The sequence below is a fragment of the Winogradskyella flava genome, assembly GCF_014243395.1.
Taxonomy (GTDB): Bacteria; Bacteroidota; Bacteroidia; order Flavobacteriales; family Flavobacteriaceae; genus Winogradskyella; species Winogradskyella flava.
The window spans coordinates 881,486-903,064 of record NZ_JACLCP010000001.1 but is presented as its reverse complement, the minus strand read 5'-3'; the positions used below and the strand labels follow the sequence as shown (position 1 = coordinate 903,064).

24 protein-coding genes are annotated in these 21,579 nt (G+C 33.5%); 1 reads left to right on the top strand and 23 read right to left on the bottom strand.

Going from position 1 to position 21,579, the window contains the following annotated elements:
- Nucleotides 1–112 precede the first annotated feature (112 nt).
- Both H7F21_RS04005 and H7F21_RS04000 read right to left on the bottom strand, forming a co-directional pair.
- Nucleotides 113–1,372, bottom strand: a complete 1,260-nt coding sequence (locus tag H7F21_RS04005; protein WP_185787929.1) for an oligosaccharide flippase family protein — start codon at nucleotides 1,370–1,372, stop codon at nucleotides 113–115.
- Between the two features lie 30 nt (nucleotides 1,373–1,402).
- Nucleotides 1,403–1,684, bottom strand: a complete 282-nt coding sequence (locus H7F21_RS04000) for an STAS domain-containing protein (protein WP_185787928.1) — start codon at nucleotides 1,682–1,684, stop codon at nucleotides 1,403–1,405.
- 155 nt (nucleotides 1,685–1,839) lie between these two features.
- Between H7F21_RS04000 and H7F21_RS03995 the strand changes: the two genes are divergently transcribed.
- Nucleotides 1,840–3,888 (top strand): tetratricopeptide repeat protein, encoded by a 2,049-nt coding sequence (locus H7F21_RS03995; protein WP_185787927.1) that lies wholly within the window; start codon nucleotides 1,840–1,842, stop codon nucleotides 3,886–3,888.
- 22 nt (nucleotides 3,889–3,910) lie between these two features.
- On the opposite strand, the gene H7F21_RS03990 is transcribed toward H7F21_RS03995, so the two are convergent.
- The 21 genes from H7F21_RS03990 to H7F21_RS03890 form a co-directional block, all read right to left on the bottom strand.
- Nucleotides 3,911–4,282, bottom strand: a complete 372-nt coding sequence (locus H7F21_RS03990) for an ASCH domain-containing protein (protein ID WP_185787926.1) — start codon at nucleotides 4,280–4,282, stop codon at nucleotides 3,911–3,913.
- Between the two features lie 4 nt (nucleotides 4,283–4,286).
- Nucleotides 4,287–5,807 (bottom strand): PIN domain-containing protein, encoded by a 1,521-nt coding sequence (locus tag H7F21_RS03985; RefSeq protein ID WP_185787925.1) that lies wholly within the window; start codon nucleotides 5,805–5,807, stop codon nucleotides 4,287–4,289.
- Nucleotides 5,791–6,303 carry an ATP-binding protein gene (locus tag H7F21_RS03980; RefSeq protein ID WP_185787924.1) on the bottom strand — a complete coding sequence of 171 codons (513 nt, stop codon included), beginning with the start codon at nucleotides 6,301–6,303 and terminating at the stop codon, nucleotides 5,791–5,793. Before H7F21_RS03980 ends, H7F21_RS03985 begins: the two co-directional genes overlap by 17 nt.
- 147 nt (nucleotides 6,304–6,450) lie before the next feature.
- Nucleotides 6,451–9,060, bottom strand: a complete 2,610-nt coding sequence (locus tag H7F21_RS03975) for a T9SS type A sorting domain-containing protein (protein ID WP_185787923.1) — start codon at nucleotides 9,058–9,060, stop codon at nucleotides 6,451–6,453.
- 165 nt (nucleotides 9,061–9,225) lie between these two features.
- A complete protein-coding gene (locus tag H7F21_RS03970) occupies nucleotides 9,226–9,936 on the bottom strand; it encodes a LytR/AlgR family response regulator transcription factor (protein ID WP_185787922.1) in 711 nt (236 codons plus the stop codon).
- Between the two features lie 9 nt (nucleotides 9,937–9,945).
- Nucleotides 9,946–10,263, bottom strand: a complete 318-nt coding sequence (locus H7F21_RS03965; protein WP_185787921.1) for an Hpt domain-containing protein — start codon at nucleotides 10,261–10,263, stop codon at nucleotides 9,946–9,948.
- On the bottom strand, nucleotides 10,250–11,416 hold the full coding sequence (locus tag H7F21_RS03960; RefSeq protein WP_246431413.1) for a sensor histidine kinase: 1,167 nt from the start codon (nucleotides 11,414–11,416) through the stop codon (nucleotides 10,250–10,252). Before H7F21_RS03960 ends, H7F21_RS03965 begins: the two co-directional genes overlap by 14 nt.
- Nucleotides 11,416–12,513 (bottom strand): FIST signal transduction protein, encoded by a 1,098-nt coding sequence (locus tag H7F21_RS03955; RefSeq protein WP_185787920.1) that lies wholly within the window; start codon nucleotides 12,511–12,513, stop codon nucleotides 11,416–11,418. Before H7F21_RS03955 ends, H7F21_RS03960 begins: the two co-directional genes overlap by 1 nt.
- Before the next feature lies 1 nt (nucleotide 12,514).
- The gene (locus H7F21_RS03950) at nucleotides 12,515–14,470 is read right to left on the bottom strand and encodes a PAS domain-containing sensor histidine kinase (protein ID WP_185787919.1); all 1,956 of its coding nucleotides are present in this window, start codon (nucleotides 14,468–14,470) and stop codon (nucleotides 12,515–12,517) included.
- On the bottom strand, nucleotides 14,470–15,009 hold the full coding sequence (locus tag H7F21_RS03945) for a heme NO-binding domain-containing protein (protein ID WP_185787918.1): 540 nt from the start codon (nucleotides 15,007–15,009) through the stop codon (nucleotides 14,470–14,472). The genes H7F21_RS03950 and H7F21_RS03945 overlap by 1 nt, the downstream gene beginning before the upstream one ends.
- Nucleotides 15,009–15,419: a response regulator gene (locus H7F21_RS03940; RefSeq protein WP_185787917.1), complete on the bottom strand. Its 411-nt coding sequence runs from the start codon at nucleotides 15,417–15,419 to the stop codon at nucleotides 15,009–15,011. The genes H7F21_RS03945 and H7F21_RS03940 overlap by 1 nt, the downstream gene beginning before the upstream one ends.
- Before the next feature lie 117 nt (nucleotides 15,420–15,536).
- Nucleotides 15,537–15,935, bottom strand: coding sequence for a hypothetical protein (locus H7F21_RS03935; protein ID WP_185787916.1), 399 nt, complete (start codon nucleotides 15,933–15,935; stop codon nucleotides 15,537–15,539).
- Between the two features lie 130 nt (nucleotides 15,936–16,065).
- A complete protein-coding gene (locus tag H7F21_RS03930) occupies nucleotides 16,066–16,425 on the bottom strand; it encodes an MmcQ/YjbR family DNA-binding protein (RefSeq protein WP_185787915.1) in 360 nt (119 codons plus the stop codon).
- Nucleotides 16,426–17,127: a hypothetical protein gene (locus H7F21_RS03925; protein ID WP_185787914.1), complete on the bottom strand. Its 702-nt coding sequence runs from the start codon at nucleotides 17,125–17,127 to the stop codon at nucleotides 16,426–16,428.
- On the bottom strand, nucleotides 17,109–17,513 hold the full coding sequence (locus H7F21_RS03920) for a hypothetical protein (protein WP_185787913.1): 405 nt from the start codon (nucleotides 17,511–17,513) through the stop codon (nucleotides 17,109–17,111). The genes H7F21_RS03925 and H7F21_RS03920 overlap by 19 nt, the downstream gene beginning before the upstream one ends.
- 1 nt (nucleotide 17,514) lies before the next feature.
- Nucleotides 17,515–18,126 (bottom strand): DUF4230 domain-containing protein, encoded by a 612-nt coding sequence (locus H7F21_RS03915; RefSeq protein ID WP_185787912.1) that lies wholly within the window; start codon nucleotides 18,124–18,126, stop codon nucleotides 17,515–17,517.
- Between the two features lie 2 nt (nucleotides 18,127–18,128).
- Nucleotides 18,129–18,482 (bottom strand): DUF4260 domain-containing protein, encoded by a 354-nt coding sequence (locus tag H7F21_RS03910; RefSeq protein WP_185787911.1) that lies wholly within the window; start codon nucleotides 18,480–18,482, stop codon nucleotides 18,129–18,131.
- Nucleotides 18,479–19,234, bottom strand: coding sequence for a cyclase family protein (locus H7F21_RS03905; RefSeq protein ID WP_185787910.1), 756 nt, complete (start codon nucleotides 19,232–19,234; stop codon nucleotides 18,479–18,481). The genes H7F21_RS03910 and H7F21_RS03905 overlap by 4 nt, the downstream gene beginning before the upstream one ends.
- Entirely contained in the window at nucleotides 19,231–20,364 is a 1,134-nt protein-coding gene (hemW, locus tag H7F21_RS03900) for a radical SAM family heme chaperone HemW (protein WP_185787909.1), read from the bottom strand. Before hemW ends, H7F21_RS03905 begins: the two co-directional genes overlap by 4 nt.
- Nucleotides 20,365–20,919 carry a crossover junction endodeoxyribonuclease RuvC gene (gene ruvC / locus H7F21_RS03895; protein ID WP_185787908.1) on the bottom strand — a complete coding sequence of 185 codons (555 nt, stop codon included), beginning with the start codon at nucleotides 20,917–20,919 and terminating at the stop codon, nucleotides 20,365–20,367.
- Between the two features lie 4 nt (nucleotides 20,920–20,923).
- Complete coding sequence (locus H7F21_RS03890) at nucleotides 20,924–21,562, bottom strand: cell envelope biogenesis protein OmpA (RefSeq protein WP_185787907.1); 639 nt, start codon at nucleotides 21,560–21,562, stop codon at nucleotides 20,924–20,926.
- Nucleotides 21,563–21,579 lie beyond the last annotated feature (17 nt).

Sequence of the window (21,579 nt, the reverse complement as noted above, 5' to 3'; positions counted from 1 at the left end):
TGTAATGGATTTTTAATTGTTATTTATTGATTACAGTACAAATGTGGGGTTTAAAAAAGACAAAAAAGGCTGTGCTTAGATGGGTTACTTTTTAGTGTAGACGAATGGTTAATTAGTTTAGACTAAGCTTTTTATCTCTTAAGATTTTATATCTAAAAAAGACAAGTTGAATCACCAATAACAAGGCCATGGCTATGATTTGCATATGCACTACTTGCGCTAAACTATCATGATAAAATATGACCAAAGCCACTTGAAGCATTCCAAAGATTCCAGAAATAATTACAGGCACATATTTATCTAATGACAAATAGTAATACGCAAAAATGTTGGATATAGCGAACATGGACGTTGCTATAGCGTACTTCCATAATAATGGTGCCATCGCGATATATGCCTCACCAAATAGCAGTTTTATAATGAGCTCTGGGCAACCTAAACATACTAATATGATTATGGCAGAAATTACAGCGATGTAACCTATATATTTAAATAGAACTGATGCTGTGTCTTTGCCTTCCTTTTGTAATGCCACAACTGCAGGTAAGAGCAGCATTACAAACATCCAGGCAATAAAATATACAATACGACCTATTAAAGCTAATGATGCATATAAACCTGCTTCATAAGTTTCAAAATAATGCTTCACTAATAAGATATCGCTATTGTTTATAATTATCTGGGTTAACTCATAAAAAGCCGTGAGCAAATAGAAACGCTTAATTTGTTTACTGTAAGTATTGTCTAATGATGCTATTTTTTTAAAACTAAATTGCTTCGCTTTAAATGGAAACAGTCCAAAACCAAAGGACAATAAGATCCCTATTGCAATAACCCAAGACGATTTAATATTACATAATAAAATAATACCAAGCGTTATTAACAAACGACTTAGCATTTCTGCTTGATACGTAATGGATAATGACTTGTAAGCCTTTTTGCCTTGATAGGCACCTCGGTTTACGCTCATTAAAAAGTATAACGGTACTCCAAACCCAAAAATGACAAACATGCTTGAAGACGAAGTATTAAAAAGTGATTGTAATTGAGACGCAAATACAATAATTAATAGGCCCAATAAAAGCCCAGTAAAAAATGCTTGTTTATAAACTTTGGCTATAAAACTTTTAAAAAGACCATCTTCAAATAGTACTGAGAATTTGGCAGTGACCAATTGAAACGTCATGGCAATAAATGAGAGTACTAACAAAAATGTAATGAGTACTGCAGCATCAGCAAATTGTGCTGGCCCTAATACACGACCTAAAATAAGGTTGTAAAGGTAGTTACCACCATTAACTGCCAAAACGCTTAACATAAATAATTGTTCTGGTGTTAATTTTCTCGATTTTAAAGTTGCTAATACTTGCATGATTTTTCGTTTTACATTAAAAATATAATTCTAGGCAGCATATTTGATAGCATTCAACTCGTCATGTAAAGCTTTGCTGATATTTCCGATAACCATAAACCCTCTATTCTGTTTTAAGGCATCTTTATACAAAGTTTCAATAGCCTTAATTCCGCTTTCATCAATAGCCACTACATTTTCAATATGAATGGTCAATTCTCCCTTGGTATTTAATAAAGTTTCACAATGGTTTTGAAAGTGTTGCGCAGTAGATGAATTGATTACACCCTCTACGATAAATGTGCCGTGTTTTTCTTTAATTGTAAGTGCCATAATTTTGTAATTTTTAAATGGTTATTGATTCATTTCTGACACAAATATCTTCTGCAATTCCATGTATGAGCGTTCTATTTCGATGGATGGTCGTTTGCTGTAGATGAATGAAGCGGTCTTCGTCCGTAACTTGCATTTAGTTAAATACAACAAACATGAAGACTTTAAAATCAGTAATTACCTATTGTATATTATGTATGGCTTTGAGCATTTCTGCACAGAATATGCAAGAGGGTTTTACCTATTTAGAAACTGGTCAATATGCACAAGCAGAAACCTTTTTTAATACGATCTTAAAAGACTATCCAAATAATAAAACCGCGCGACTATGTTATGGACGTGCCATTGGGTTAAACGGAAAAGCAGAAACTGCCAATCTATTATTTACTGATCTCTTAAAGGATTACCCAAATGATTTTGAAGTAAAGCTTAACTACGGGGAGTCTTTATTATGGAATAATAGCTTTACTGCTGCTAAAACCTATTACAAAGATTTAGTAACAGAAGATCCTAAAAGCTTTGCTGCTTTATTAGGTTTTGCCAATACTTTATCTAACCTTAAGGAGTACGAAAGTGCTTTAAACTATGTGAATAAAGCCTTAGACGTTTCTCCAGGTAACCCAAATGCATTAACCTCAAAAAAGTATATCTATTTAGGATATGCCTACCAAAACCAACAAGCACAAGATTATGACAAAGCCGAATTGCTTTTAACCAAGAACCTTGAATTATTTGGTGATGACAAAGACACCTTATTGAATTTAGCGAATCTATATTTAATATGGGAAAAGCTAGATGAGGCAGAAGTCACCTACAAACGATTAGCCGAACAACCAGAACATAAAACACAGGCTTTAAATGGACTGGCTTTGGTAGCGCACCTTCACGGAAAAGAAAAACAAGCTTTAGATTTTAGTACGGAAGCCTATAAACGCATAACAGATGCTACGGATGCTACTATCTCAAAACAAACCACAGAACGTTATGTACAAGCGTTGATTTGGAATAAAAAATATAAAGTCGCTCAAACGTTAATTGAACAGCTTATTACAGATTACCCAAACCAAAATTGGGTCTTAGCTTTACGCGCCACTTTAAATATTTATAAGAGCAACTTTAAACAAAGTTTGGCTGATTATAACCTAATCCTAGCTAACGATAGCACCTCTTTTGATGGTAACCTTGGTAAAGCAAATGTCTTAAAAGCTTTGGGTCGTTTTGATGATGCCTATGCTTCAGCAGAAAACACCTTAACCTTTTATAACAACCAAAAAGATGCAGTGAACTTTATTAATACAATGAACATAAGCTTTAGCCCAAACTTAGACTCTAGAGCCGCGCATACTTTTGATAATGGGGATAACAAAGCCTATACCTTTAACACTAACATCACTTATCCCTTATCTCGTCGATTGAGCATTTTAGGTAACTACAATTATAGAACTACAAACAATACGGTTACAGATAATACAGCTAACTCTAATAACTTATCTTTAGGGCTGGGGTACCAAGTGGTACCAAACATCACTTTTAAAGGCACTGCAGGTTTAACGTCTGCAAAAGCAGAAAGTACAGATTACACACAACTCTTAACTGACCTCTCATTTAATATTAAGACCTTTAAATTACAGACTTTAGATATTGGTTATAAGCGCCAGGTAGAAAGTTTTAATGCCGACTTATTAGATAGAGAGTTGGTACAAAATAACTATTACCTCAGCTATAACTTAAGCACCAATGTTAACTTAGGGTGGTACACGCAACTGATGCACACAGCACAAAATGATGGTAATACCAGAAACTTAATATTTACGTCGTTGTATTATAACCTTTTACCTAAGCCAAATTTAAAAGTAGGCGTCAATTACCAGTACATCACCTTTAAAGATCAGGTCCCAACCATCTATTTTAGTCCAGAACAATTTAATGCTTATGAAGTTTTTGTAAATCTTATTAAAGATGAAGCGACTGCCAAACCCAACCAATGGTTTTATAATCTAACAGGTGCTTTTGGCTACCAATTTATAGAAGACGACCCAAAGCAAACCGCTTATAGAGTACAAGGTGCGTTTGGCTATAAATTCTCTGAGCGTAGCTTACTCAATATCTATGGAACCCATAGTAACATTGCGTCTGCGACTGCTGCTGGTTTTACGTTTACGGAAGTTGGATTGCGGTTTAAGTGGGTGTTTTCAGGAAAGTAATGAAAAGATTTTCAATTATGAATTATCTTATATATGCGAAAGATTGAGGCGGGTTTAAACCAAAAGACTCTTTAATACAAAGATGACTATCATACATTTTTGGATTCTTTACTTTTATAGCAAATCCCTCATCTTTTCCTTCAAAATAATCAGTATAATAGTCCTGAGTTATTCCTGAAAATTCTGAGGTTTTACTCCAAAGAGTATTCAAATCTTGTTGAAAAATTGTATCGATTTCAAATTCTCCAATAACTTTACTAACTGGAGCAGAAGCGTAAACCACCACATTTTTGATTTCTTTATTTTTGAATAACACTCGACGAAATTCAAACTTCTTTGTCCCTTCAAATATCTTGAATGCAAACTCTGGTTTGATCGATAATATTACTTTCATAAATCTATTTAACTCTGTAAGCAAAGTTAGTTAAAGAATTGAATTGACTATTACTAATCTCAATGAATCCTCTAGGTATATTAAAAACACTTTCAATTATACCCAATTCTATGAGATTGTTTAAAGTAGGCTTAGGTGTGGGAAGAGAATGTGCGTAAAGCAAGTTAATAACAAAAGGCCTAACCTTTGGAATTTTATTCCACCAATTTGAATCTAATTCAGATTTAGTTATAAAAGTTCTTCTATTACAAATTTGATAAAAATCATTAAAGGATTTAATATTATCAAAAACTTCATCAACTATACAAATTGAAGTAACAGTGCTAGAAAATCTTTTCGGACTGGTTTCACCTATTCTATATATTATTACAATATCCCCTTTTTCTAAATGTCTATCTTTATTATGTGAGATATAAACCTTATCAATACGGTTTCGATGAGGTTCATTATCCATTAAACCATCCTTACTCTCTCTAGTATTTACACTGTCTGGAAATAATTCCCTATGATATTCAGGTTCTATTTTAATAATATATTTTCTCGTTTTTCTAGAAATAAAAGGAAAAGTTTCTTTAGGGTTACTTAAATTAATCGGTAAATTCTTTCCAAAAGTTCTAACATATACTTTTTCGTAACCATTTACAGTTTTTTTAATTCCCCATTCTTTAAAACCCCAATCTTGAAGCAAGTATATTAGGCGTCTTTGCTCTTCTCTTTTATCAAAAATTGTGACATAAATTTCTTCAACCTTATTTTCAAGTGCATTATCAAAAACTATTTTTAGGAATCTTTCTCCAAGCTTATAGCCAGTTGATGTTACTTTAAGAGTTCCTATTTTCAATCTCTTTTTAGGTATAAATGGAGGTGAAATGTCTGAGTAATTTTCTTGATTTTTTTTCTCAACCTTTAAGTAAAGAAAAGCTTTTACAGTATCATCAGTTATGCAGACATATGATACTTTATCAGACTTACGATTAAACCAATTTTCAAATTCTTTATAATCCTCTTTAAAGGAATCGAAAAAAACATCTTCTAAATCGATATTACCAAAATATTCTGTTTTTACAGCTAGAACCTGATAGTCTTTTAAATCCGGGTTTTCGGCAATTGATTTTTCCAAAAAATCATCTATTTTAAAAACTCGTTCTGATACTCCTAAAATTCTTGCCTTATGATGAATCCCTCTATCTTCAGTAATTAAATATTGAACTCTATTGTTGTAGACTTCTTTAATAATACTAGTGTCGATAGAATCGTTCTTGCTCTTATCTGTTTTTCTAAGTTCTAGTATTAAATCTTTATCATTGGATTCTGTTTTAAGAAGATTATAATTATCTATCTTCACTTTCATTGTCTCAACTACGTTCTTATCTTGATAAGTAGAAATTTCTTCAATAGAAAGCGGGTGAATACACTTTTCATAATTTAATCGATCTAACCAATTAAAAAGCAAACCAATATCCTTGTTTAGAACTCGACTGGCTTCTCGATGAATAATAATATTAGTATCAATAAGTACTCTCATAATGTCTCAAAAAAGCTTGAAGCGAAATATCATCACTTGTTTTAACATTAAAAAAGGGTATACTTAACTTAAGGGAGATTTCTTTGGCAAAGGTAATTTCTAAATCCTGCATATCTTGTAAAACCTTGATTGAATAATTCACTTTATCTCGGTTTTTTAATCTGCTTGATATTGTTTCTACATCACAAGTTATAATTATTATTGCAAATGGATTAATTTTAAGAAAAGTATTTTCTGGAACTCTTTCAGGTTCACCTTCAGAATTGAGTAAACAAAAATGACCATCAAGTAAATAATTATTAGTGGGTTCAATTATTTGTGATAATCCATATAGGAGTCTTTCTTGAGTTGAATTAATATTTAGAACTTTTTTATTTTTTTTATCACTAATCTCTTCCCATTTGAGAACATCACTTGCAGAAAGATGCTTAAAATTAAAACACTCACACAATTCTTCACAAATAGTACCCTTTCCTACACCGTGAATTCCTCCCATAAAAATTATGTTACTTCTCACCTGATAAATATAAATTATTACTCTTTTAAATTTAACTATAAAATTAACCCTCACAAAAAACAAAAGGCAAAAGCTTGCGCTTTTGCCTTACCATTAAGTAGGTTAATCCATGTAATCAATTAAGGGTTAATTAATAATCAGTTTTAAGGGATTAATGTTATACTGATCACTAATAATTTTACAGAAGTATAAGCCTGTGCTTAAGTCGTTTCTGTTAAGGGTGATGCTGTTCCTTCCTTGTACAGCATTATAAGTTGTATTATACACTTGCTTTCCTAACTGATCAAAGACTACAAATTGCAACGTTTCAGTTTGTGCTACTGTAAACTCAATTGTAGTTTTAGAGATCATCGGGTTTGGATATGCTCGGATGTTATTAGCATCTGCAATAAAATCGTCTACAGATAATGCACTGTCTAATGATAACCTCAGATTTTCTAAGTTCATCTCCTTAGAGCTCATAGCACCGTCCTCAGAGACCATAGTAAACACAATAGTAACCACATCATCTAATACCACACTAGTCGCCCCACCGTTTAATGTTTCAAAATCTTGTATTGGCAATACAAAATCTTGAAAAGCACTAGACAATGTGATTGTTGTTTTAAATTGGTCTTCCCAATTGGAAATACTTTCTTTTACAAACGTAATTTCTAGATTACCTGTGCCTTTCGCCCTCAATTTTAATGCACTATAATCCGTTAGATCTACAGCTTTAAAACGTGGCGTTAAGGCTCTATAAGCTGCTACATAAGTATTAGTTGTTGCTCTTAAGTCTACATTACGCTCTATGGGGTAATCGCTAGCTTCAAACTCAAAATTATTAGCTGTAACATCGTACAAAGCGACTTCTGTTCCTAATTGTGAAGCATCAATTCCCCAAGGCCCATCCGACATAAATAAGTCGTCTGGTGTGGCCATACCATCACCAATTCTAAATCCAATATCAAATAAATATCCGGTCTCAACCCTCAAATTGGTGATATATTGGCCGTTTAAGGCTAGGGTACTATTAATGGTTTCGAAATCGCTTGTTTCTGTCGCTCTATATCCAGCATCTAAATTGATACTTTCCGTTCCGTTAGTATTAATAATTTGCAAATCCAAACCGCCATTGATATACTGTCCTTTTCTTACAAATACTGTTGGTGGTGCTGAGTTATTATAAGTAGTAATTGGTTTTTTTACGTCTAATAAATTCAACAATTCTTCGCCTAAGTGGTATAAGTCGTCTATGGAGTTAGACCATATCTGGAAGTTATAGAACGTCACATCATCTTCGTACTGGTCTAAATTCCAATGGCTTTCTATAGCAAAGTTCTGATTATTATTAATCACCTTAGCCGATAAGCTTAAGACAAACTCATACGTCCCGTCTATATTTTTAATAATAGACTTAATAAATGCTTGGTCGTTAATAGTTATAGTGTTTACTGTGATTAACTCGGCACCTAATAAACGATCACAGATATACTTTGTATGCTCATATACACCATTCTCAGTTTTTAAGGCCAATATGGAGGCGATTGGTGTATCGACGTTCATATAATCTACTGCAAAAATCTCAGTAGCATTCGTAATACTTATCAAATCTGCAGGTGTAGAGTTTATGGTTTCCGTTTCGCCAATGATATCTAATGGAATAAAATCTTCTAAAGTAAAACCACTATTTGGATTTCGATGAGCATATTCTAAACCACGTGTTACTCGAGATGCACTTGATCTATCAAAGGTATAGCCTGTTCTCGCTCTATTGAAATTACGTGCATTAATCTGCTCTGAAAGTCTGTTATTACTTTCTAATCCGCCCTCATTTCCACCAGATGTCGGTGGCTCAATAACATCACACATTCCAAACCCAGAACATGATGGGTCTTGGCAATCTATAAGGCCATCACCATCATCGTCAATACCATTATCACATATTTCTTGTAATACAGGTGCTGTTGGGCAACGCGCGCCATCATTACTATTACTGGACGGTCCAAACGCAAATAGGTTAGAATCCATATCTACAGCAGACGTTACATTCTGTACTTCTTGAATCACGTATATAGTTCCTGTTTGGTTTGCTGACACATAGAAACGACCATCAGCATCAAAATACACTGCACCGTAGGTGTAATTATTACCATCTAAAATTGGCACTATTCCTAAAGAGGTTACTTGTCCATTTGATGGATTAATTCTATATAATTTATTAGAACCTTTCTCAACCGTATATAATTGACCATCTACGGCATTAAACGCCCAATCGTGGACGCTGATATTTAAGGATAAATTTTCTGTAGCTTGGTGCTGTGCATAGTTTGGAGAATCTGGATCTAAATCTATTTTATAATACGTTGTCCCACCACCTTTTAGATAATATATACCTGCTGCGCTTACATCACCTACATACCTGCTGCTAGTTGGCAACTCATCAATATAAAATGTAGATGTTGTAAAGTTTTTGCCTATTCTAACAATAGTCTTAGCAGGAGAGGTTAATGAACCCCAAATAAATCCGTCTGCTGGGTTGTAGGCTGCTGCATTTATATTTCCTGGTGTTACATCAGTAGCAACTTGATAAGAATTTCCAGACGCTAGGTCTATTGCGTAAACATCATTATACTGAAATAAATAAGCGTTATAGTCGCAATTAAAAGGAATATCCTCCTGTGCTAGACTACTAAAACTTAGAACTAATAGTGCTATTAGTGCAAGTTGATTTTTTAAAGAGTAACGCTGTATCATAATTCTGTTTCTTCTAATTGTTGAAACAAAACTAGCTTGTAATTACAGTTTATTTAGGGATTTTCGATTGACACAAAAATGATAGTGTTAGAATACGAGTAAGTGTCGATGAATGGTTTTTAGTAGCGTTCATGACTGCTTCCCATGAACTACAAAATGGTCGTCTTAAAGTAAATTAAGACGTTTCATTAACTCTGGACGATTAGAACGACTTACGGGAATGACATCTTTTTTTATCAAGACACTATTGTCTTCGATATCAATAATCTTATCGACATTGATAATGTAAGAACGATGTACTTTAAGGAATAAACTATCTGGTAGTTTTTCCTCAATTTTCTTAAGTGTAGAATGTACCGTGTAGTTCTTGTCCTCAGTCTTTACATGGATGTAGTCACCTTTGGCCTCTACCAAGTAAATACTAGGAATATCAATTTTAATAAGACGTCTATCAATGTTGACATAAAGATCGTTACCAGAGCTAGTTTCTACCTTGTTTGCATCGCCTTTTGGTTTTACAACACTTTTTACTGCCTCTGCCTTTTGAATAGCCTTTTGAAAACGTTCTGGTGTGATTGGTTTTACCAAATAATCTACAATACAATCGTACTCAAAAGCCTGAATAGCAAAGTTGGCATCTGATGTGGTCAACACTATTTTTGGAGGATTTTTTAAAGTTTCTATAAAATCGAAACCTGTAAAGTCTGGCATATGAATATCAAGGAAGATTAAATCGACCTCATTTTGATTAAGATATTTAATGGCTTGAATTGCATTTGGGAACTCCTCTAAAACATTTAAGCTTGCCACATTGCTGCACAATTGTCCAATTATGGCTCTTGCCGTAGCTTCATCATCAATAATAATACAATTCATAAAATACGCTTATAGGGTCTTTAAAAAATCTGTCATGATTTGCAAAATAGCCTCAAAATCATCCCTGCCTTTAGTGCTGTTTTCAATGAGATGATCTTCATAGTTCACTGCAACTTCATAACTTTTTACAAGTCCTAAAATACTAATTTTATGTTTAAGTTTATGAACGTTCTCAGCAGCTTCTTTAAAATTGCTTGCTGTAATATTATCAAAGTAAACATGCTTCTCTTCAGGAAACTCTTTTTGTATGATCCCAATAAGTTTTTCCTCAAAAGCTTTATCACCCCCTGACATACTCTCTATGTAGGATAAATTAGGCTGTTCCATTACTTTGTTTTTTCAAGGTGAAATAAAATGTTGTTCCTTTTCCCAACTCTGAAGTTAACCATATTGTGCCTCCATATAAGTCAACAATCTTTTTTACAATTGAAAGACCAATTCCTGTAGATGCTTTATTATTCTCCAGCTTTTGAAAGGTCTTAAAAATCTTTTCAAAATAGGTTTCTTCAATTCCTATGCCATTATCTTTAACAGAAAACTGCCAGAACTCATTTTGATCTTTAACATCAATTTCTACGAGGCCCTTGTCCTTATCGTTATAAGCAATAGCATTGGTTATTAAATTCTGAAATAACTGTTGCAGTCTATATTTATCACCTTTTATCACCGGTAAATCCTGTGTAATAATATAGATATGATCTGGTATTCTAATAAGACTGAGAACATCCTTAACAAGATTGTTAAGGTCTACATCATAAACCTCAAATCTATTCTTGCCAATTGTAGAATAGGCCAAAATTCCGTTAATTAAAGTGTCCATTTTTTCTACACTATTCCTAATAAGTCCAAGGTTCTTATTCCCAGAGGCATCCAATTTATCACTGTAATCGTCCTTTAACCATGCTGTTAGTGTATCTATACTGCGTAAAGGTGATTTTAAATCATGAGAAACCATATGCGCGTAATCGCTTAACTCTTGATTTTGAATTTCGAGACTCTTCAACAGTTTTTCCTGAGCTGAAAAAGCTTTACAAGCTTTTAAGCTTGTTGAGAACTTATTAATTACAGGTTGTAATTGTGTGATGTCTTTTAAGGAGATATTATCTTTTTTAGTGTATAAAAAGAGATAGCCTTGCGCATCCAAGTTAAAAATAGCTACAACGCCACTTTCTATCTCAATTGTTGCTATGGAAGCTAGAACATCATCTGCAGTAAGTAACTTACTTACTTTTACATCTTCTAATAAGGTCGCAATTGAAGCATTTTGTTCTTTTTTTACCTCATCACCTAAAGGAATTGAGTAAGAGGATTGTAAATGGTTTTCATTTTTTTCTAGAATCCACGATGCATTTAAATTTTTTCGCTTTAAGAGCAGTTTTAAAAACAAATCACAACTTTCTTTATAGTCCGATGATTTGCCTATAGCCATGGCGTATTCATAAAGTTGAAGAATATCTAATATATGATTTTCAATTTTCATTATTCAAAGAGTCCTACAACCACTGTTTTATTATAAAATTCTAAAAATCCTTCACCGTAAGAGGAAATTTCTCCAAGCGTTAAGGCACCACCAATTGAAACCTCTGGAAAATGATTTTGTATTGTACTTGTAATGGCCGTAAGTTCTTTGTCAAAGTTTTCTTCCAGGAACAATATTCTAGAAATACAATCTATAATTATTGCCTTTCTAGGCATTATAGCTTGGGCTACACTTTCCTTAGTAGCTTCTTCTGCCGCGGCAATTAATGATGCTTCATTACCATTTAAAATATCCACCAGCGTGTTATCTTCTAACTCGCCTACACAGACTAACTCATTATTTTCGTTAACCATTAGCGGATCCCTTACAATACATTCTGCATTATCCTTTACAATACCAAATGGATACCCTTTGGCAATATCGAAAAAATTATCATCTGTAAAGGTTTTACCTGAGTGCGCTTCCACAACTTCCTTGTAGACTTCAAATGGATTTCTCCAATTGATCTCTTTGATAATATTTCCTTCGGCTTTTGTAACAATAAATGGCCCTTCTACTTTGCTCCAACCATGTCGCACACCAATTCTAGATGACATACTCATAACGGCAAACACCGCTGCATCCTGAAAAATACCATCATTACAAAACACACAGGGTTGTTGTTCTAGAGATAAACTACCAGCGCCTCCGCCAAAGTAATTGGTCTGCATACCGTAGTGCTCGTAAAGCTCACTTAGATAGTGTGATATATTTGAGGTTAATCCATCGACATAAGTAAATAAGCTGTAATCTTGATTTTGCTTAAAATGAACCTCTGGGATTTCATAATCTTTAGTACTAATGTTTTTAATTAAAAACATAGATTCGAGATTATTAAGTGTATTAATCACAATCCCCTTGTCTAAAATAGAATTGCCATGAATCACCTTTGGAAAAAGGCCTCCCATAAAACGCAGTCCTGCTGTATTGAGCTCTTCAATTAAATTATCAATATCTATTTCAGTGTGCTCACCAACGGTGATTAAAGCCGCATTTTGATTAACATGATCGGAGATTACACTAACAATTTCAGTAATATTTGTAGATGTTATTAGCATATTATTTTTTTAGTGTAAAATAAAATATTGTTCCTGAACCTAATTCACTCTCCAACCAAATTTTACCTTGGTGAAGATTTACGATTTTCTTAACGATGGATAATCCTATACCCGAAGAATCCTTACTCTTTTTAAGGGAATGAAAAATTTTAAATACTTTGTCATGAAATTGAGGTTCGATACCAATTCCATTATCTTTTATTGAGAACCTGTAATATTTGCCTTCATCGGCAACATCAATTTCAATTAAGCCATTATCCTTATCGTTAAATTTTACGGCATTACTAATAAGGTTTTGAAAGACTTGTTGCAATTTAATTTGATCACCCATAACCTTTGGTAGCACGTTATGAATTGTAACATTTATATGTTCTGGGATGTAAAGTATCTTTAATAAATCTGCCACTAGACTCTCAATATCAACTTCAGCATTTTCACTATTATCTGCCGAAACACTTGAGTAGTTAAGAACATCAGAAATGAGTTGTTCCATCTTTTCCAATGTTGTTTGAATTAAGTCTAAATTCTGAAGACTTGCCGCGTCCAGTTTCTCTTTATTGTCCTCCCTTAACCAACTTACCAAAGCATCAATACTTCTTAACGGAGACTTTAAATCGTGTGATACAATGTGGGCATATTCTTGTAACTCATCATTACTTTTTTCTAGTTTTTGGAGTAATTTTTCTTTTTGGTATTCCAAGCTCTTGAGATCCGTAATATCTAAATGTATACCTATGGAACCTATAACTTCTCCATTTAAATTATAGTTTGGGGCACCGCTTATAAGCCAATAGCGCACATCTCCGTGTTTATTCTTTACCTTCAGTTCGTAAGAGTTAGACTCTCCTTTTTGACGCTTTAAGTTCTCTTCTGAAATTGTTTTTCCATCATCAATTGAAAAAAGTTTTCCTCCTTTTTTCCCTATAAGCTCTTCTTCGGTATATCCCGAAATTTCTAAAAAACTCTGATTGACCATTAAAATCTCATCATCATTATTGACCTCAACTAAACCAAGGTTCATATTGGCAATGATACTACTATACTTTTGCTTTTGTTTCTCTAAACTTTCACTGTAATTTTTTTGGAGTGTAATATCGCGATACGTCCACAAATGGCCTCGATAAATACCATCTTTTATTATTGGAACAAAGTCGCGTTCTAGAATTTTTCCATTTTTCATTACCAGTTCGTCACCGAGAACAGTTTGTCTTTTTTCTAGAACCTCATTTATTCTATTGACAAAATTATCTTCATCTTCAAAAAGAGTTTTACTCTGCTCTGCAGCACCAGAACAATCCTGTCCTTTAAGTTGATCGGGATCTACAGGAATATTGAATACATCACAAAACTTCTTGTTGGTTAATACAATTTTACGGTTTTCATCTTCCAACAAAACAGCACTATCAAGATTTACAATTAGCGAAGCCAATCTACTCTCGGATCTCAAAAGAGATTCAGCAGCAATTTTCTGTTCAGTTATATCTCTAACGATACCTTGAGCTGCAATTGGTGTTTTATCTCTATTATAAACTATGCTAGCGTTTATATGCACCCATTTAACTTCACCTGACTTCGTGTATACCCTCGCTTCATAGTCTTTAAAAAAACCTTTGCTTTGAAGTTCCATGTAAGATACCATGGCATATTCATAATCTTCTTTGTAAATAAGTTTAATAACATTTACTGGCTCTTGCTCTATATCATAGCCAAAAAGTCTAGCTGCTGCTTCGTTAAATTTGAGAACATCACCATTGAGATCCATAACAACATAGGCATCTACAATATTCTCAAAAACACCTTGTAGTTGAGATGACTTTTCATCTAATAAAAGTTCTAATTTTTGAGAGGTTTGATAAAGTTCTCGTGATTTCTCTTCGAGAATTTTTTCTGCAGCCTTTCTAGCTTGTTTCTCGCGTTCGAGTGCACGCTTTAGTATGTCAATTTGATCTTGACTCATTAATTTTTAGCAATCACAAACTTTACTTCGGTACCATCTTCTTTAATTTTCTCTAATGCAATGGTCGCTGTAGAATTAAAGTGCTCAAATGTTTTATTCATTAATCCCAAACCGAAATGATGCATTGCTCGACTCGATTTATAAATCATCACTAATGAATTTTCTTTTTTTTCCAGAACCTCAAAGGTTGGAAGTTCGGCATCTGGATATATTTTTCTTACCTCAATATGTATATGGTTTTCGATAGACGATATCATCTCAATAGGATCATTATATGTAGCAAGTAATCCAGGATAACTATCTTCTAAAACACTAAAAAAGTGCTCTGCATAGACCAACAATAGATCATCAATGGAAATTCCAGTGTGCGCACTTAAGTGTTGCAGCAACTGTAACATCTCAGAAAATTTGTAAGTACCAACAGATGTGTAGATACCATTAGAATCTAAAGTAGAAGCTCCAATAATTTTATCAACTACATCCAAACCAAACTTATCTTCGACTAAATCTAAAAACTCTGTAAATACTATGCCTTTCATTATGTAGTAATTAATTCATTAATACTCCAATATGCCAATAATTTCTCGATTTTAGATACATACTCTTCATATTTTAATGGTTTAAGCACATAGCCTGCAATCCCAATATTAAAACACTCTAATAAATCACGTTGATTATTGGAAGTTGTTAGAATAATAGTTGGTATATATTTCAATCTAGAATCAGACTTTAAAATCTTAAGAAATTCGATGCCATTTATCTTTGGCATATTTAGATCTAAAAGAATAATATCTGGAAGTTTATCTTTCTGCTCCAGTAATTTTAGAGCATCTTCGCCATTATTAGCTTCTATTATGGTATGATTAAGTTGGAGTGAACTTGTAGCTCTGTTAAGCTTCATCACTTCAATCATATCATCTTCAATTAATAAAACCTTTAGCTTATTCATTTTACTTCTTTAAAGAGGCAAATTAGATGATATTAAGCAAACATTTGATTAAACTTCGGTTGAGCGTAATTAAGTGTCGACGGATGGAAGATAAGTGTCGACGAATGGTTTTCCAAATTAAGCCGCTTTGTGCATATTGTGAGTTAAACGATTCGTAGATTTAAGCGCTGTTAATTGGGCTTCATGTTTTATTTTCTCAAACTCTTGCAGAAACTCAACTGAGAAATTTTTATGATTCTTATTCTCCAGATACATTTCAAACGTAGAAATAAACTCAAGATGTCTTAAACTTTTATTTAAAGTAACATTGCAACTTTCACCTACATGACTTGATAAAACATTAGAATTTGTAATCTCGTCGGTGGATACTTCTTGTCTTTTTACGGCATGATTCTTAGTTGCAATTGCATCACTCTCTTTATAGCCTAATATTAAATTTTTTAAACTGCTCTTTAGATATAAGTAAATACTTATCTGAGTAACTGTAAGGGTAAAGTAGGTAAATAGAATGTTCATAGTCTCAACTTTTCAATTAATTATAAGTCAAAACTAAAATCTACTCCCTAGAAAAATTTACTTTTTCGATGAGTAAACATTTAGTGAAGTTGAATAGAGAGCAACAATCTTTGAATTGAATATCGAAAAACTAAATACTATCTCTTACTTTTTTAGGCAAACCTTTTACGATCTCATCATAAGAATGATCGATTAGTTCCATAATGAATTTTACCGTTAATTCTCCTGTATGGAAATAAACGCTGTTCCAGGATTTTTTATGCATATGGTAACCAGGCTGAATACTATCGTATTCTGCCCGAAGTTCTGTTGCATACTCTGGATTGCACTTAAGATTTATAAAACCTTCTCCTTTTTCCCATTTGGAAAGCGAAGCCAAAGCGAACATTTTGTTGCATACTTTAAACACAAGCACGTCATCATCAAAAGGAAAATGTTCGGTAACCCGCTTTTTAGACATGCAATAGTTTCTATAGTCTTCTATGTTCATCTATTTACAATCTTTAAAAATAGCGTCTAACGAATCATAAGTATTCAATAATGTCTGGTTTACCCCTAAGGCCTTATCCCAAAGAAACATAAATTCACTCAATTGCGCTTCACTTTGCAAAAATGAGCCACTTGTTAATTCACCTAACCATTCTTTATTAACGTTGTTATTTTTTTGTTGAAACTGATAGACCTCTTCAAGTCCTGTAATACAGGTGAAACTCGTAATATTCATATAGTCTGTTTGCTTGTAGGATTGCCAAATCACATCATTTAGATCTAGTAAAGCCAATTTAGAACCCACAAACATATTCATCTCTCCTTTTACTTGAACGGTATCTCGATGTTTTAAATAATCTTCAAACCTTAAATCTTCTATAATTCCATCTGAATTTTCTTCAAATATCTTGGTAGAGTCTTTATGAATAAAAATTTCTATGTTAGCATTCATTTTTGAAAAAACATAAGATGATCTTTCATACATACGCCTGCAAATAGAATCATAGCGCAAAAGTTCTTCCCTGTTATTATCAATCTCTTGCTTTACCATTATAATAGCGTTCTCCTTCGATTCATTTAGTTGCTTCCCTTCATAATAATCTGTGAGATACAAACCAGCTATAACTCCAAACATTGTAGAAAACAGCGTAATCACCCAGTTGTCCTTAAAGAATTTTGAAAACTTTATTTTTTTTGAAGCCATTCTTCTTTAAAATTGAGATTTAACAATGCATCCTCTAGTACTTGGCGTGATTCTGCTTCTATCAAGTTTGTGTTAATTCTTAATTCGTCTGTCTCGGTATTTATAATATAATCCTCAGAAAAATACTTGACGTTCTTTATATGGGCAACTTCAACTTTCTTACCAAATGGCCAGTTTTGTTTTATGAATTCAGAGTTTATAGTGACATAGTTATTCTTTTTTCGATAAAGAAAAACTGTGAAAAATATTACAGATAAAAACATCCATCCTAAACCAAGCCAAGGTTGATCTTTCAGCAGCACCACCTGAAGAACACCAAGTATAAACCAGACTACGCTTAGGTACAAATTAGCTCGTAAACGTTTTTTGTTATATGCAATTTCCATACTATTCCAACAGCTTTTTATCCTCTCCAGCTTCTATCTTTAAAGCTGAATAATCCAATGTCCAACCAATAGTTTGCACTAAATTTTCAATAAGTTGAATCGCCTCTAAAGCTTCTAACTTCGCCACATTGTACAGTCCACTTTCCGGGACTTTATCCATAATATGTTCCTTAGCTTTGGAGTGTAATTCGGTTAAATCTGAAGCTTCAAATTTATTGAACATACCGTCTTGCTTGTCGTAATAGTTAATGTCGCTTTCTATAGATAAGACTTCTGGCTGAGGAAAGTGCGATAGTACTACGGTTTTAGATTTAGGATGAGAACTCATCCGCACCTTATTGAGATCAAAACCGACATATGCCTTTGCGTTGATTACGACCAGTGCTTTTTTTCTACTAGAAATTAGTTTTAAAAACTTTTCTTTAACATCTTCGTAATGATATATCTCTGCAAAGTCGCCCTCTACAGTAATAAACTTACAAACGCGCTTTATTTTATCTAAGAGCAAGATAGACTGCTCATTAGTCTTTTGTTTAGTCTTCCATTGTTTATAGACCGTAACCAAACCCAAGGTTACTAGTATACTTATAATGATTATAAAAAATGTTTCCATAGTTAATGTTTTCCGATACGACCAAGATGAGTATTGGCAAAGGCATCCTTAAATTTGAGCCCATAACCAAAAATTCTATCCATAGATGCATGCGCAAATAAAATAATACCTGTTAGTTTTAATAGTTCAGATTCAAAATATATGCCAAGAAAATAAATAAGGATTGCCAACCCTTTGTGATGACAAATATTATAGACTATTGCACCTACTTTACTATTGATGGTATATCCAAGCATTCCGATATCTGGCAAAAGAATCAAGGCAATAAACCACCACCAACTCATATTTAAAAGACTAAACAAATATAGTCCTAAGGCAAACATGAAAAGCTCTTCAATCTTTAGAATTGTATTCATAATTGATCTATTATTTTATACAAAACAGGTTTGCTAGGCGTAGCATCATTTTCAAAAGGTGCAATTTGCAAATTCAGCATATAACAACCATCTTCAATTTTATTGGAAACATATATAAACTCAGTAATCGTAGCATCCTTTCGAATTCGACCATGATAATTCCAAAAGGCCTTATGTCCTCTTAATTCGCCACCATCTTCTTCTCTATCTACACTAGGTAAATCAATAAGTAAATGCTTTATTCCTTTTCTAACCAATAACTTTATAGCATCTTCTTGAAAATAGGTCCAATTGGTATTGGAATATTGTTTTGATTTTTTCTCATTGGTATTAGGCATTGTTCTAATAACTATTGCGTCTCTTTTTTTATTTCCTATAGCAAATTGAAGTTGCTTCGCTGAAATCACATAGTCATCTTCAAACTTCTCAGGCGCCACGGTTATGACTTCGGCCAGAAAGAAGAACTGTTTGAGATGCTTATTAATTGAATATTTCTCTTTTGTAATATGACCAACGGTTTCCGTATGTGTTCCGTGAGAATGCGGATTAAACGTAATGGTGTTGAAGTTAACGGCTGCACCTTTCTCGACACTGATTGTATCTCCATCGAAAACTTCTGCCTCAATCTTTGGCGCACCAATATACCACGCATTAACATTGGAGATGTCACCTTTTATTGGTATTGAAATATCCAGGGGTTGAGATAAGTCTATTTTTAATTTTCTCGAATTGTATTGAATTTGTGCAATCACGCTAAATTTATTTTAAATAATTCTGAAGCAATACCATCACTTAAAAATTGCCCTTTTTTAGTGACTCGTAAATGTGCATCATCAATATACAATAAATGCTGATTTATAAAAACATTCGATTGCTCAATTAGATAATCTTTGAAAACCCTACCAAAATCGGTTTCAACCTTGGTTAAGGAAACACCCCAAATCGTTCGCAGTCCAGTCATGATATATTCATTATACCGGTCTGTTTGTGTTAGTGTCTCCATTTCTATTGGCAATTCCTTATTCTGAATAGCTTTAATGTATTTTGAATTATTTCTAACATTCCAACCACGCTGCCTACCATTAAAGGAATGTGCAGATGGTCCTATCCCTAAATACGATTTACCTTGCCAATAGGCCGAATTGTTCTTACTGAAATAACTAGGTTTACCAAAATTGGAGAGTTCATAATGGATGAAACCCTCTTCTTCAAGCTTTTCTTTTAAAATATGAAACTGTTCATGAGCTTGCTCATCATCGACATCTTCAATAATACCTTTTTTAATAAAAGACGCTAAAGCCGTTTTGGATTCTACCGTAAGTGCATAGCTCGAAATATGAGGCACATTATAGCTCAATGCCATTTCAATATTTTCTAGCCATTGTGTATTGGATGCTCCTGGAATTCCATAAATTAAATCGAGAGAGATATTGTCGAAATACTTAGTAGCTTCTTCAATGCAGGTTTTAGCTTCGTCAGCATTATGAGCACGATTCATTAGTTTTAAATCGGTTTCAAAAAACGACTGAACACCTATGCTTAGTCTGTTTATTCGTGTATTTGCTAATTCGCGGATTCGATTAATAGACAAATCATCGGGATTGGCTTCTAAGGTGATCTCAGGATTATGATCAACGTCATAATTAATATAAACAGCGTCTATGATTAATTGCAATTCTTCATTAGACAATACGGATGGTGTTCCACCTCCAAAATAGATAGTTTCAACTGTAATGTTTTTGAATTCCTCTTTACGAAGTTCTAACTCTTTGACTAATGCATTAATTAATTCATCTTTCTTCTTCAATGAGGTCGAAAAATGAAAATCACAATAATGACAAGCTTGTTTGCAAAATGGAATATGGATGTAGATGCCAGCCATTTATTTCTTAACTCTATCCTCATTCTGCTTTACAAAAGCTGACCAGCCTGTATAACTTTTACCAACAGTAACACGCCCTTGGTTATAAAAATGGCACACTGCAGCGGCTAGTCCATCCGTAGAATCTAAATTTTTGGGAAGTTCCTTGAGCTGCAACGTACTTTGTAACATTTTTGCCACTTGTTCTTTACTAGCATTTCCATTACCAGTAATTGCCATTTTAATTTTCTTGGGCGAATACTCAGTAATTGGAATCTCTCTTGATAAACCTGCAGCCATGGCAACACCCTGTGCTCTACCTAATTTCAACATACTCTGAACATTTTTCCCAAAAAATGGTGCTTCAATAGCAATTTCATCCGGATGATAGGTATCTATAAGTTCTACGGTACGTTCAAAAATAAGTTTAAGTTTTAGGTAATGATCGTCATATTTTTTAAGCTGAAGCTCATTGAGCTGCATAAACTGCATTTGCTTACCAACCACTTTTATAAGTCCAAAGCCCATAATCGTGGTTCCGGGATCAATACCCAATATAATTTGTTCTTTACTCATTCTACTAGTCACAAAATTGACAACCGCTAAGCGAAATTGCCAATCCAACAGTCACATTAAACACACTACCATTAAATGCTCCCAAACCACTCAAAACAGGATCGTAATCATCTAAAGACGTTAAACCATAAATAAAAGCCGTATCTATATAAACCGAAACCTTTTCTGCTATGGCGTAGTGGACTTCCAAGCCGCCCAATAGATTTAAATAGGACTGTTTATTATCGCTAAGGCCACTCAAGGGTTTTACAAACGAAAATCCAGGACCGGCATGCAGAATAGTTCTCAAGCGTACAGGTAAAAATCCTATATATTCTGTCGGATCAAACACAAATTGCGCATTGATTCGTGAGTAATTTATTTTCACGTCTGGTGATACTTCGTTAATCTTAAATCGATTAAACCCATAGTCTAATTTTATGCCATACTCTTTTTTAAACATATGCTGAATTCCCAAATTAACCGTTGGGAAATTTATGGTTTGTGCTTCCGCTCCCTCAATGAAACCATTAGTCGAAGGGGAATTAAATCCCAACGCTACAAGTGCTTTCCACTTGCTTGTATCCTTAAATTGAGCATGGCTGTTGAACGTCATAAAAACGACAAGACAAAAGAAAATGTATTGTTTTAAAAATCGCCTCATGTATAAGTTTTTGGTTT